Source organism: Exiguobacterium sp. EF_C8 (assembly GCF_054956715.1).
On sequence record NZ_CM143264.1, the window covers coordinates 157218 to 171152 of the forward strand.

Genomic DNA, 13935 nt, shown 5'->3' on the forward strand with positions numbered 1-13935 from the left:
ACTATTCGTCAATGATGCTTGGAGGGATACAAGATGAGTTTGGTTTCGTTCGACCAGTTTGGGTGCATGACCGATGAAGCGCTTGTAGAACAAGCGAAAGAGTTCGACAACAGCGATGCGCTCGAATTTTTGATCGAGCGGTATCGAAATTTCGTGCGCGCCAAAGCCCGTTCTTATTTTTTGATCGGGGCAGACCGAGAAGATATCATTCAAGAAGGAATGATTGGTCTCTATAAAGCAGTACGAGATTACCGAACGGATAAGCTTGCCTCGTTTAAAGGATTTGCCGAATTATGCATTACGAGACAGATGATCACTGCGATCAAGACGGCGACACGTCAGAAACATATCCCGTTGAACTCTTACATCTCACTCGATAAACCGATCTATGACGATGAATCGGAGCGGACGTTACTCGATATCATTACGTCGACAGCACCTTCTGACCCACAAATCTTGATCGTCAACCGGGAAGAATATGCAGACATTGAATCGAAGATGGATGAAATTTTAAGCGACCTTGAACGCAAAGTCCTCGCGCTCTATCTTGACGGACGGACGTATCAGGAAATCTCTGACGACCTCGATCGTCATGTCAAATCGATCGACAATGCCTTGCAACGCGTCAAGCGCAAGCTTGAGCGTTATCTCGAAGCACGAAAGATGACGGTCTAACAGAGAGGTAGATTGACCGTAATCCCTTCCTATGCTACTGTATAACTAGCGCCTTACTAGCGAGACGCCGCTCATAGGCGTTTTTTTTTTACGCTCTTTTTCGGAAGGAAAGTACCTCAACAGAAGAGAAGAGTGGCAAAGAAGGAGGACTTTGAGATGGCGAAGAAAGTAGGCCTTGCTTGTGATAATTGCGGTGCCCGCGACTATACGACGATGAAAAAAGAGGACGTCACTGTCCGCTTGGAATTGAAGAAATTCTGCCGTCGTTGTAACGCGCATACGATTCATAAAGAAGCGAAATAAAGCTTCATCTGTCCCGATTTATTACATCCTGGAGGGAAAGTACGATGAAATTTTTGCGTGACGTATGGAATGAATTGAAAAAGACGAGCTGGCCAAAACGGAAAGAGCTGACGAAATACACATTGACGGTCATCGGTATGGTGATCTTCATGGGTGTCTTCATCTTCGGCGTCGATTCAGGGCTTAGCGCATTGATGAGCTGGTTGATTAAGTAAAAAGAAGAGGTGGCCTACCATGGAGAAACAATGGTTTGTCGTCCAAACGTATTCCGGATTCGAAAATAACGTCAAGGCGAACCTTGAACGTCGAATTGAATCCATGAACATGGACGAAAAAATCTTCCGTGTACTCGTTCCGATTGAAACGGTACAAGAAGAAGTAACGAACAAAAAGGGAGAAACGAAAATCAAGGAACGTGAAGTCAAGATCTTCCCGGGGTATGTCCTCGTTGAGATGGTCATGACGGATGATTCCTGGTATGTCGTCCGGAATACTCCGAACGTCACGGGCTTCCTCGGATCAGTCGGCGGCGGTTCAAAACCAACCCCACTTCTTCCGGAAGAAGCAGAAAATATCCTTGGATCAATGGGTCTTGTCGATCTGAAGAGCCGTTACGACTTCTCACTCGGACAAATCGTCCGAATCAAAGAAGGAGCTTTCGAAAATCTCGAAGGTACGATCGAGGAGCTTGATACAGATGCTGAGAAAATGAAAGTCTCTGTTGATATGTTCGGTCGCGAAACGAAGGTCGAGCTTGATTTCGCACAGGTCGATAAAATCGATTAAGTTTCCTATTGCGAATGTTTTGTTTTAATGATACAATTTTTCGTGTTTGATGTTGTGCTTATTTCGATAAATAACTCGTCGAATAGAATGAGTGGGAGGACGCGCAACGTCCAATTAAACCACATTAAAGAATTAAGGAGGTGTGTCTCGTGGCGAAGAAGGTTATGAAACTCGTAAAACTTCAAATTCCTGCGGGCAAAGCAAACCCAGCTCCACCAGTTGGACCGGCACTCGGTCAAGCAGGTGTGAACATCATGGGCTTCTGTAAAGAGTTCAACGCTCGTACACAAGACCAAGCCGGCTTGATTATCCCTGTAGTCATCACGGTTTTTGAAGATCGTTCATTCACATTCATCACTAAAACTCCTCCAGCAGCAGTTCTCTTGAAGAAAGCAGCTGGAATTGAGAGTGGTTCAGGTGAACCGAACCGTAAGAAAGTAGCGACAGTCAAACGTGACAAAGTTCGTGAAATCGCTGAAACAAAAATGCCAGACCTTAACGCATCATCTGTTGAAACAGCAATGTTGATGGTTGAAGGTACTGCACGTTCTATGGGTATCGTAATCGAAGACTAATGTCTTTTTGATTACCATGAACAACGATGAGGGTCGCAGGCGGATAGTTTCTTGAAGCCTGCTACCCTTTCATTATGTGGGAGGATTTTCCGCACAACCACAAAGGAGGAACCTAAAATGGGTAAGAAGTACAAAGAAGCTGCTAAGCTTATCGATCGTACGGTTTCATACGAACTCGCAGAAGCTGTAGATTTGACTAAAAAATCTGCAACTGCGAAATTCGATGAGACTATCGAATTGGCTGTTCGTCTCGGAGTAGATCCGAAGAAAGCAGACCAACAAATCCGTGGAGCAGTCGTATTGCCACACGGTACTGGTAAAACACAAAAAGTTCTCGTCTTCGCGAAAGGTGAGAAATTAAAAGAAGCGGAAGCTGCTGGAGCAGATTACGCTGGTGATGCTGAGTACATCAACAAAATCCAACAAGGATGGTTCGACTTCGACGTTATCGTCGCGACACCAGACATGATGGGTGAAGTTGGTAAACTTGGTCGCGTTCTCGGACCAAAAGGCCTCATGCCAAACCCGAAAACAGGTACAGTTACATTTGACGTCACAAAAGCAATCAACGATATCAAAGCTGGTAAAGTTGAGTACCGTGTCGACAAATCAGGTAACATCCACGTTCCTGTCGGTAAAAAATCATTCGATAACGAGAAACTCGTTGATAACATCAACACAGTTATCGAAACTCTCGTAAAAGTTAAGCCTGCTACTGCTAAAGGTGTATACCTTAAGAACATCGCGATCGCTTCTACAATGGGTCCTGGTGTAAAAGTATCTTCAGCTGACTTCGCGAAATAATTTCGTCTAAAACGAACTTGACAACGTTCTAAGAACGCTGTTACAGTATAAAACGTTGATATATTTCGACATACCGTAGACAGAAGGTGCTCATATGGGCATAAATCCTTCCGAGGTGTTCTTGCTCAGAGAGCCTGTTTGTTCAGGTATCCTTTTTGACGATTACGCCTCCTCTGCTCTGCAGACGGAGGCTTTTTATTTGAAATCGAGCAGCCCCTCGCACCGGTACATTTCATCTACCAGGAGGTGCAACAGAAATGGCAAACGAAAAAGTTATCGCTGTCAAAGCGGATCTCGTATCTGAGATCGCTGAGAAACTCCAAGCGAGCGCAGGAACAGTTGTCGTCGACTACCGTGGTCTCACAGTAGAAGAAGTCACTGAACTTCGTAAACAACTCCGCGAAGCGGGCGTTGAATTCAAAGTTTACAAAAACGGTCTCCTCCGCCGCGCGGCAGTTCAAAGCAACCTCGAAGGTCTTGATGAAGTCTTCACAGGTCCTAGTGCGATCGCCTTCAGCAATGAAGACGTTATCGCGCCAGCTAAGATCTTGAACGACTTCGCTAAAACGCACAAGGCTCTCGAACTTAAAGGTGGTATCATCGAAGGCAAAGTCACTTCAGTAGAAGATGTCAAAGCCCTTGCGGAACTTCCATCGCGCGAAGGTCTCCTTTCGATGCTCCTCAGCGTGCTTCAAGCGCCAATCCGTGGACTCGCGGTGGCAACGAACGCAATCGCAGAGCAAAAAGAAGAACAATCTGCTTAATTTCTGCTTAGCGGGATAGGCAACCAACACAATTTTCACACCCCAACGTGGGCTAAATCAAAGGAGGAAAACCATAATGGCTTTCAACAAAGAGCAATTTATCGAAGACCTCAAGAGCATGACTGTTCTTGAACTTAACGAACTCGTAAAAACAATCGAAGAAGAATTCGGCGTATCAGCAGCAGCTCCAGTAGCAGTTGCAGGTGCTGGCGCAGGCGCAGCAGCTGAAGAGCAAACTGAATTCGACGTTATCCTTACTAACGCTGGATCTGGTAAAATCAACGTCATCAAAGCAGTTCGCGAATTGACTGGTCTCGGTCTTAAAGAAGCGAAAGCTCTCGTAGACGGAACTCCAGCACCAGTTAAAGAAGGCGTTTCGAAAGAAGACGCTGAAGCAATGAAAGCTAAGCTTGAAGAAGCTGGCGCTACTGTAGAAGTTAAGTAATTTTCTTCTTCCGTAGAAACAAGAGAAGCTCGCATTGCGAGCTTCTTTTGTTTTCATCTTTTACATGAGAGGGGAAGGAAACATGGCGGATCATTATTATACGAATGACCCTTCATCGAAACGAGATCCGAAGACGTGGGAATATGTCCTGCGTGGTCAAACGCTCCGCTTTACATCGGATCACGGTGTCTTTTCAAAGAACGGAATCGATTTTGGTTCACGTCTGTTGATTGAGGCATTCACGGAACCGGCTGTAGCTGGAGACATTTTAGATGTCGGCTGTGGATATGGACCGATGGGCATTGCGCTCTCGAAGTCGACAGGACGTCCGGCACACTTGATCGATGTCAATGAACGGGCGCTCGAACTAGCGGCAGACAATGCGCGCGCGAACGGTGTTTCCGTGACGACCGGTGTGAGTGACGGGTATGATGGGGTAGGCGAATCGACATTCGCAGCGATCGTGACGAATCCACCGATTCGGGCAGGAAAAACGGTCGTTCATCGTATTCTCCGAGAAGCATATGATCATCTCATCGTTGGCGGCGAACTTTGGGTCGTCATTCAAAAGAAACAAGGTGGACCATCTGCGAAGAAGTTGATGGAAGAAGTATTCGGTATGTGTGAGACAGTTACCCGTGATAAAGGGTACTCGATATTTAAATCAATTCGGTCTTGACAAATCGAAGGATTTGTCGTTGACCTCATGTTGTGTCTATGATAGTATTATAAAATGCCATTGGAGTGATTTTTGGATAAGATGTTTGAAAGCAGCTGGCGTTCTCGACTACAGATGATTGAGTAGACAAGACGTCGCTTTTTTGCGCTTATCAATCAAAAAATGGCTTCAATGTTCGATATTACACCCGTCCTTCTCTATAAGAAGAAGTGGGTCTGAGAGGTGAATCAGTTGACTGGTCAACTTGTTCAGTACGGTCGTCACCGTCAGAGAAGAAGCTATGCACGTATCAGCGAAGTATTGGAACTTCCAAACTTAATCGAGATTCAAACGAATTCGTATGAGTGGTTCCTGCGGGAAGGTCTTCGTGAAATGTTTCATGACATTTCGCCGATTTCCGATTTCACAGGGAATCTCGTATTAGAATTCATCGACTACTCGCTCGGAGAGCCGAAGTATTCGATCGATGAATCGAAAGAGCGCGACGTGACCTATTCGGCACCACTACGCGTTAAAGTCCGTCTTCAAAATAAAGAGACGGGTGAATTGAAAGAACAAGAAGTCTTCATGGGTGACTTCCCGCTTATGACGGAGTCGGGAACATTCATCATCAATGGAGCGGAACGCGTAATCGTTTCGCAGCTTGTTCGTTCGCCAAGTGTTTATTACAACAATAAGTTAGATAAGAACGGTAAGCGTGGGTTCTCCGCGACAGTCATCCCAAACCGTGGTGCATGGCTCGAGCTCGAGACAGACGCGAAAGACATCGTTTATGTTCGCATTGATCGCACGCGTAAGATTCCAGTAACGGTTCTTTTACGTGCTCTTGGTTTCGGTACGGATCAGGAAATCATCGATCTTCTCGGTGATGATGAGTACCTCCGGAATTCACTTGAAAAAGATAATACGGAATCAACGGAAAAAGCCCTCATCGAGATTTATGAGCGTCTACGTCCGGGAGAGCCGCCGACAGTCGAAAACGCAAAAGCGTTACTCGTGTCGCGCTTCTTTGACCCGAAACGTTATGATTTGGCAAACGTTGGTCGTTATAAAATCAATAAAAAGCTTCATCTTAAGAACCGTCTTTTCGGTCAGAAACTTGCGGAAACGCTCGTTGACCCAGAGACAGGTGAAGTCATCGCGGAAGCAGGAACGGTCCTTGATCGTCGTATGCTCGATAAAGTCCTTCCATTCCTCGAAGGATCCGTTGGTTACATCGAAGCGACGCCTACAGGCGGCGTGACGCAGGGTGAGGCTTTCAACTTACAGTCAATCAAGGTGTTCGCACCGGACGATGCTGAAGGTGAACGCATCATCAATATCATCGGTAACGGTAACATCGATCGTGACATCAAGCACATCACGCCTGCTGACATGATTGCTGCGATCAACTACTTCTTCAACTTGTTGCATGAAGTCGGTACGACAGACGATATCGATCACCTCGGTAACCGTCGTCTCCGTTCAGTCGGTGAGCTGCTCCAGAATCAATTCCGGATCGGTCTCTCGCGGATGGAACGTGTCGTTAAAGAACGGATGTCGATTCAGGATCAGAATGCGATCACGCCACAGGCATTGATCAACATTCGTCCAGTTATCGCATCGATTAAAGAGTTCTTCGGTAGCTCGCAGTTGTCTCAGTTCATGGACCAAACGAACCCGCTTGCAGAATTGACGCACAAACGTCGTCTTTCAGCACTCGGACCCGGTGGTTTGACACGTGAGCGCGCTGGTTTCGAAGTTCGTGACGTACACTACTCGCACTATTCCCGTATGTGTCCGATCGAAACGCCAGAGGGACCAAACATCGGTTTGATCAACTCGTTGTCTTCGTACGCGAAGGTCAATGAGTACGGCTTCATCGAAGCACCATATCGTCGTGTCGATCCGGAAACGGGCGTCGTCACAGATGAAATCCATTACATGACTGCAGACGAAGAGGATCTCTACGTCGTCGCACAGGCAAACATGTTGTTGACGGAAGAGAAGACGTTCCAAGATTCACACGTCCTTTCACGTTTCCGTGGACAAAACTTGTCTGTTGAACCAGCACGTGTCGATTATATGGACGTTTCACCGAAGCAGGTTGTATCTGCCGCAACGGCTTGTATCCCGTTCCTTGAGAACGATGACTCGAACCGTGCCCTCATGGGAGCGAACATGCAACGTCAGGCCGTCCCACTTCTGAACCCGGAATCTCCGATTGTCGGTACAGGTATGGAGTACGTGTCTGCAAAAGACTCAGGAGCCGCTGTTGTTGCGAAGCACGCAGGGATCGCTGAGCGCGTTACGGCGCGTGAAATCCTTGTCCGTCGTACGACGGAAGTCGATGGCAACATCGTCGAAGGTGAACTCGACCGTTACAAGATTCAAAAATTCATCCGTTCTAACCAAGGAACGTGTTATAACCAAAAACCAATCATCAAAGCAGGCGACCCAGTCGATAAAGGCGAGATCCTTGCAGATGGTCCATCGATGGACGGTGGGGAACTTGCGCTTGGTCGTAACGTACTCGTCGGTTTCATGACATGGGATGGTTACAACTATGAGGATGCTGTCATCATGAGTGAACGTCTTGTCAAAGACGACGTCTACACATCGATCCACATCGAAGAATACGAATGTGAGTCGCGTGATACGAAACTCGGACCGGAAGAAATCACACGTGATATTCCGAATGTCGGTGATGATGCCTTGAAAAACCTCGACGATCGCGGAATCATCCGCGTCGGTGCGGAAGTCAAGGACGGCGATATCCTCGTCGGTAAAGTTACGCCGAAGGGTGTAACGGAATTGACAGCGGAAGAACGTCTTCTTCATGCAATCTTCGGTGAAAAAGCACGTGAAGTCCGTGATACATCTCTCCGTGTTCCACACGGTGGTGATGGAATCATTCTCGATGTCAAAATCTTCGACCGCGATAATGGGGACGAGCTCTCACCTGGTGTCAACCAGTTGATCCGTGCTTACATCGTTCAGAAGCGTAAGATTCACGAGGGTGATAAAATGGCGGGTCGTCACGGTAACAAAGGTGTTATCTCACGTATCCTTCCAGAAGAAGACATGCCGTACATGCCAGACGGTACGCCAATTGACATCATGTTGAACCCACTTGGGGTTCCATCACGGATGAACATCGGGCAGTTGCTCGAGCTTCACCTCGGGATGGCAGCACGTCAACTCGGCATTAAAGTCGCATCACCAGTATTCGATGGTGCGCGTGAGGAAGATGTTTGGGCAACGATTGAAGAAGCAGGTATGGATCGCGACGCGAAGACTGTCCTTTATGATGGTCGTTCGGGTGAAGCGTTCGATAACCGTATCTCTGTCGGTGTCATGTATATGATTAAACTTGCTCACATGGTCGATGATAAACTTCACGCACGTTCGACAGGACCATACTCACTCGTTACACAACAACCGCTTGGTGGTAAAGCCCAGTTCGGTGGTCAGCGTTTCGGTGAGATGGAAGTATGGGCACTTGAAGCATATGGCGCAGCCTACACGCTCCAAGAAATCCTTACAATCAAGTCGGATGACACGATCGGTCGTGTCAAAGCGTACGAAGCAATCGTCAAAGGTGAGAATGTACCACAACCGGGCGTACCGGAATCGTTCCGAGTCCTCATTAAAGAGCTTCAATCCCTCGGTATGGACGTTAAGATGATGTCTGCTGATGATGAAGAGATCGAAATGCGCGACGAAGACGAGGACAATATCCCGAACGCGACTCCAGCACTCGAAGAAGTTCAAGCGCCTGTCGCACCAGTTGTTACTGAAGAGGAATAAGCGAAAGGGAGGTCCACCCCTTGGTAGATGTTAATAGATTTGAATATATGCAAATCGGCCTCGCTTCCCCCGAAAAGATCCGTTCATGGTCTTTCGGGGAAGTGAAAAAGCCGGAGACGATCAACTATCGTACACTCAAACCGGAGAAAGACGGTTTGTTCTGTGAACGTATCTTTGGTCCAACAAAAGACTGGGAATGTTACTGTGGTAAATACAAACGGATCCGCTATAAAGGAATCATTTGTGACCGCTGTGGCGTTGAAGTCACGAAGTCGAAAGTCCGCCGTGAGCGCATGGGTCACATCGAGCTCGCAGCACCGGTTTCGCACATCTGGTACTTCAAAGGAATTCCTAGCCGTATGGGACTCGTCCTCGACATGTCACCACGTGCGTTAGAAGAGATCATCTACTTCGCGTCGTACGTCGTAACAGATCCAGGCGAATCGACACTTGAGAAGAAACAACTCCTTTCAGAGAAAGAATACCGTGCCTATCGTGAGAAGTTCGGTCGTTCGTTCACTGCTGAAATGGGTGCGGAAGCAGTTCGTAAATTGCTCCGTGACGTGGAACTCGATAAAGAAGTCGCTGCATTACGTGAAGAACTTCGTATGATTCAAGGACAACGTCGTACGCGTGCGATCAAACGTCTTGAAGTCCTCGATGCTTTCCGTAACTCGGGCAACAATCCAGAATGGATGGTGCTCGAAGTGCTTCCAGTCATCCCACCGGAACTTCGTCCGATGGTTCAACTCGATGGCGGACGTTTCGCAACGTCTGACTTGAACGACTTGTACCGCCGCGTCATCAACCGTAACAACCGTCTCAAGCGTCTCCTTGACCTTGGCGCTCCGAACATCATCGTTCAGAATGAAAAACGGATGCTTCAAGAAGCAGTCGATGCCTTGATTGATAACGGTCGTCGTGGTCGTCCAGTCACAGGACCAGGTAACCGTCCACTTAAATCACTTTCACACATGTTGAAAGGGAAACAAGGACGTTTCCGTCAAAACTTGCTCGGTAAACGTGTCGACTATTCTGGTCGTTCGGTTATCGTCGTTGGTCCGAATCTGAAGATGTATCAATGTGGTCTTCCAAAAGAAATGGCCCTTGAACTCTTCAAACCGTTCGTCATGAAAGAACTTGTCTCTCGTGGCATCGCACCGAACATCAAGAGTGCGAAACGGAAAATCGAGCGCGTTCAACCTGAAATCTGGGATGTCCTCGAAGAAGTCATCCGTGAGCATCCGGTTCTCTTGAACCGTGCACCGACACTTCACCGTCTCGGTATCCAGGCATTCGAACCAACGCTCGTCGAAGGACGCGCGATTCGCCTTCACCCACTCGTATGTACGGCATACAACGCCGATTTCGATGGTGACCAAATGGCGGTTCACGTACCACTTTCGGCAGAAGCACAAGCAGAAGCGCGTCTTCTCATGCTCGCTGCACAAAACATCTTGAACCCGAAAGACGGTAAACCTGTTGTTACACCATCGCAGGATATGGTCCTCGGTAACTACTACCTCACGCTCGAGCGCGAAAATGCGATCGGCGAAGGTAAAATCTTCTCGACAGTGAACGAAGCGCTCATCGCTTATCAAAACGGTTATGCGCACTTCCATACACGTGTTGCGATTCCAGCCGGCGTTCTCAAGAACCCGACATTCACGGAAGAGCAAAACGAGAAATTATTGATTACAACAGTCGGTAAGTTGATCTTCAACGAGATCCTCCCAACGACGTTCCCTTACTTGAACGAACCAACGATGACGAACCTTCAAGAAGCGACGCCAGACAAGTACTTCCTTGAAAAAGGAACAGATGTCGCGGCAGAACTGAAGAACCGTCCGATCATCGACCCGTTCAAAAAAGGATTCCTTGGAAATGTCATCGCGGAAGTCTTCAAACGGTTTGAGACGACAGAAACAAGCCGCATGCTCGACCGCATGAAAAACCTCGGATTCAAACACTCGACTCGTGCCGGTATCACGGTAGGGATCGCGGACATCATCGTTCTTCCGGATAAACAAGAGATTCTTGTTGAAGCCCAGGACAATGTCGACCGCGTCATGAAATCGTACCGTCGTGGTCTCATCACAGAAGACGAGCGCTATGAGCGCGTCGTTAAATCGTGGAATGATGCGAAGGATGAAATTCAGTCTCGTCTGATGAAATCCCTCAACCGTCTCAACCCGATCTTCATGATGAGTGACTCCGGTGCCCGTGGTAACGCGTCGAACTTCACGCAGCTCGCTGGTATGCGTGGACTCATGGCCGCTCCAAGTGGACGGATCATCGAGCTCCCAATCAAATCATCGTTCCGTGAGGGTCTAACGGTACAGGAATACTTCATCTCGACACACGGTGCACGTAAAGGTCTTGCCGATACAGCCTTGAAAACGGCTGACTCGGGTTACCTGACTCGTCGTCTCGTTGACGTCGCTCAAGACGTCATCATCCGTGAAGATGATTGTGGAACGGATCGTGGTATCCGCGTCACAGCACTCCGTGAAGGAACGGAAGAGATCGAAAGCCTCTACGACCGCCTCGTCGGCCGTACTGCATTCGAAAACGTCGTTCACCCTGAAACAGGAGAAGTCCTCGTTTCGACGAACGAACTCATCGATGAAGACATCGCACGTGTCATCACTGACGCTGGTGTTGATAACGTTGAGATCCGTACTGCCTTCACATGTAACACAAGCCATGGTGTCTGTAAGAAATGTTACGGACGCAACTTGGCAACAGGCAACGACGTCGAAGTCGGCGAAGCTGTCGGTATCATCGCGGCACAATCAATCGGTGAGCCAGGAACGCAGCTTACGATGCGTACCTTCCACACAGGTGGGGTTGCCGGAGACGATATCACACAAGGTCTTCCGCGTATCCAAGAGTTGTTCGAAGCGCGTAACCCGAAAGGTCAAGCGGTCATCTCGGAAATCGATGGTCAAGTCATCGACTTCACGGAATCGCGTGACAAACGTGAATTGACGGTCCAAGGACTCAGCGAAACACGCACATACACGATCCCATTCGGTTCGCGTCTACGTGTTCAGCTTGGGGACGAGGTCAAAGCCGGTCAAGTCTTCACGGAAGGTTCGATCGATCCGAAAGAACTCTTGAACGTTAAAGGTGTATCCGGCGTTCAGAACTACTTGCTTCAAGAAGTTCAAAAAGTATACCGGATGCAAGGGGTTGAGATCGGTGACAAACACGTCGAGGTCATGGTTCGCCAAATGATCCGTCGCGTACGTGTCATCGAGTCTGGTGAGACTTCACTCTTACCAGGTTCGCTCGTCGATATCAGCACGTTCAAGGAAGCTTGTAAAGAAGCGCTCCGTAACGGGAAAGCTCTCGCTTCGGCGAAACCAGTTCTTCTCGGTATCACGAAAGCGTCACTTGAAACAGATTCATTCCTATCGGCTGCGTCGTTCCAAGAAACGACTCGTGTCCTTACGGATGCAGCGATTAAAGGGAAGAGCGACTACCTTCGCGGCTTGAAAGAGAACGTCATCATCGGTAAGTTGGTTCCAGCTGGTACTGGGATGTCACGTTACCGTCAGATCGATCTCGAAGTAGCTGGCGAAGCACCTGTAGAAGCCGATTCTCCGGTAGAATAAAACGCCTTGACACGCCGGTATGGCGGTGCTACTATGATATAGTGTTGCCAACCGGCTGTGTTATTTTGGAGGATATCTTCATGTCTTACAAAAAAGTAGTCGGCGCAGATTTGAAGTTTGTCGGTCAAAAGCAAACGCTCAAAGCATTGCGATCTGGCAAGGCGTCGGAAGTGATCATTGCGGATGACGCAGATGAACACGTAAAACAAGCATTGCTCGATGCGGCGAAACAAGCTAACGTTCCAGTCGTGAATGTTCCTTCTAAGCAAGAGCTTGGAAAAGCTTGTGGAATCGATGTCGCAGCAACAGCTGTTGCCATTAAGAAAGTTTGATAATGCGTTTTGTGTGGCGATGGAATGCCTGAGCCACGCAAAACGTTTCATTATGACTTTCGATGAACCACCCGGCTCGGTGGTTTTGAAATTTGTCATGAATTCAGGAAGGGAGGATCTCAAAGATGCCTACTATCAACCAATTAGTCCGTAAAGGACGTCAATCAAAAGTTGTGAAATCAGATTCGCCAGCGCTGAACAAAGGGTACAACAGCTTCATTAAAGCTCGTACTGACATCAGCTCACCACAAAAACGTGGTGTTTGTACTCGTGTAGGTACAATGACTCCGAAGAAACCGAACTCGGCTCTTCGTAAATACGCACGTGTACGTTTGACGAACACAATGGAAGTAACAGCTTACATCCCAGGTATCGGCCACAACCTTCAAGAGCACAGTGTTGTTCTTATCCGCGGCGGTCGTGTAAAAGACTTACCAGGGGTACGTTACCACATCGTTCGTGGTGCGCTTGATACAGCTGGTGTTGACGGCCGTATGCAAGGTCGTTCGAAATACGGTACTAAACGTCCTAAAGTTAAAAAATAATCTAGATATCTTAAGATATCACCTCACTATATGAAAGGAGGGACTCGGAATGCCACGTAAAGGTCAAGCAGAACGTCGTGATGTAATGGCTGATCCGATCTACAACTCTAAACTCGTTACCCGCCTTATCAACCGTCTTATGTTAGATGGTAAAAAAGGTACTGCTCAACAAATCTTATACAAAGCTTTCGAAACTATCGCTGAACGTTCAGGTCGCGATGCAATGGAAGTCTTTGAAGAAGCGATGAACAACATCATGCCAGTTCTTGAAGTTAAAGCACGCCGTGTAGGTGGAGCTAACTATCAAGTTCCTGTCGAAGTTCGCCCAGAGCGTCGTACGACACTCGCACTTCGTTACCTCGTGAACTACTCACGTCTCCGTAACGAAAAAACTATGGATGCGCGCCTTGCTAACGAAATCATGGACGCTGCAAACAACACTGGTGCTTCTGTTAAGAAGCGCGAAGATATGCACAAAATGGCGGAAGCGAACAAAGCGTTTGCTCACTACCGCTGGTAATTCCGAAAATCACCACCTCATGCATGCCATTTTTAATGGAATTATGAGGTGGCTTTCGGGTATAGTCATGACGTGTGGCAACACACGACCACTAAACT

At 47.9% G+C, this 13935-nt stretch carries 14 protein-coding genes and 1 other annotated feature; all 14 genes read left to right on the forward strand.

The window, feature by feature from the left end; all coding sequences use genetic code 11:
• Positions 1 to 33: 33 nt before the first annotated feature.
• The 14 genes from sigH (at position 34) to rpsG (ending at position 13837) form a co-directional block, all read left to right on the forward strand.
• Positions 34 to 675: an RNA polymerase sporulation sigma factor SigH gene (gene sigH / locus ACY2IG_RS00855; protein ID WP_035413147.1), complete on the forward strand. Its 642-nt coding sequence runs from the start codon at positions 34 to 36 to the stop codon at positions 673 to 675.
• Positions 676 to 831: 156 nt separating this feature from the next.
• Entirely contained in the window at positions 832 to 978 is a 147-nt protein-coding gene (gene rpmG / locus ACY2IG_RS00860; protein WP_023466603.1) for a 50S ribosomal protein L33, read from the forward strand.
• Positions 979 to 1022: 44 nt separating this feature from the next.
• Positions 1023 to 1193 carry a preprotein translocase subunit SecE gene (secE, locus tag ACY2IG_RS00865; protein ID WP_023466605.1) on the forward strand — a complete coding sequence of 57 codons (171 nt, stop codon included), beginning with the start codon at positions 1023 to 1025 and terminating at the stop codon, positions 1191 to 1193.
• Positions 1194 to 1212: 19 nt separating this feature from the next.
• Complete coding sequence (nusG, locus tag ACY2IG_RS00870; protein WP_023466607.1) at positions 1213 to 1764, forward strand: transcription termination/antitermination protein NusG; 552 nt, start codon at positions 1213 to 1215, stop codon at positions 1762 to 1764.
• A 149-nt stretch (positions 1765 to 1913) separates the two neighbouring features.
• A complete protein-coding gene (gene rplK, locus ACY2IG_RS00875) occupies positions 1914 to 2339 on the forward strand; it encodes a 50S ribosomal protein L11 (protein ID WP_023466609.1) in 426 nt (141 codons plus the stop codon).
• A 117-nt stretch (positions 2340 to 2456) separates the two neighbouring features.
• Positions 2457 to 3143 (forward strand): 50S ribosomal protein L1, encoded by a 687-nt coding sequence (rplA, locus tag ACY2IG_RS00880; RefSeq protein WP_064300983.1) that lies wholly within the window; start codon positions 2457 to 2459, stop codon positions 3141 to 3143.
• A gap of 55 nt (positions 3144 to 3198) precedes the next feature.
• Positions 3199 to 3350 (forward strand) — a sequence feature (ribosomal protein L10 leader region).
• 50 nt (positions 3351 to 3400) lie between these two features.
• Positions 3401 to 3907 carry a 50S ribosomal protein L10 gene (rplJ, locus tag ACY2IG_RS00885; RefSeq protein ID WP_023466611.1) on the forward strand — a complete coding sequence of 169 codons (507 nt, stop codon included), beginning with the start codon at positions 3401 to 3403 and terminating at the stop codon, positions 3905 to 3907.
• A 76-nt stretch (positions 3908 to 3983) separates the two neighbouring features.
• Positions 3984 to 4352, forward strand: a complete 369-nt coding sequence (gene rplL, locus ACY2IG_RS00890) for a 50S ribosomal protein L7/L12 (protein ID WP_462618251.1) — start codon at positions 3984 to 3986, stop codon at positions 4350 to 4352.
• 82 nt (positions 4353 to 4434) lie between these two features.
• A complete protein-coding gene (locus ACY2IG_RS00895; RefSeq protein WP_035413150.1) occupies positions 4435 to 5031 on the forward strand; it encodes a class I SAM-dependent methyltransferase in 597 nt (198 codons plus the stop codon).
• Positions 5032 to 5262: 231 nt separating this feature from the next.
• On the forward strand, positions 5263 to 8820 hold the full coding sequence (gene rpoB, locus ACY2IG_RS00900) for a DNA-directed RNA polymerase subunit beta (protein WP_035399374.1): 3558 nt from the start codon (positions 5263 to 5265) through the stop codon (positions 8818 to 8820).
• A 20-nt stretch (positions 8821 to 8840) separates the two neighbouring features.
• Positions 8841 to 12440: a DNA-directed RNA polymerase subunit beta' gene (rpoC, locus tag ACY2IG_RS00905; protein ID WP_035413153.1), complete on the forward strand. Its 3600-nt coding sequence runs from the start codon at positions 8841 to 8843 to the stop codon at positions 12438 to 12440.
• 80 nt (positions 12441 to 12520) lie between these two features.
• Positions 12521 to 12772, forward strand: coding sequence for a ribosomal L7Ae/L30e/S12e/Gadd45 family protein (locus ACY2IG_RS00910; protein ID WP_023466620.1), 252 nt, complete (start codon positions 12521 to 12523; stop codon positions 12770 to 12772).
• A 125-nt stretch (positions 12773 to 12897) separates the two neighbouring features.
• Entirely contained in the window at positions 12898 to 13317 is a 420-nt protein-coding gene (gene rpsL, locus ACY2IG_RS00915; RefSeq protein ID WP_023466621.1) for a 30S ribosomal protein S12, read from the forward strand.
• Between the two features lie 49 nt (positions 13318 to 13366).
• Positions 13367 to 13837, forward strand: coding sequence for a 30S ribosomal protein S7 (gene rpsG, locus ACY2IG_RS00920; protein WP_023466623.1), 471 nt, complete (start codon positions 13367 to 13369; stop codon positions 13835 to 13837).
• Positions 13838 to 13935: the final 98 nt, after the last annotated feature.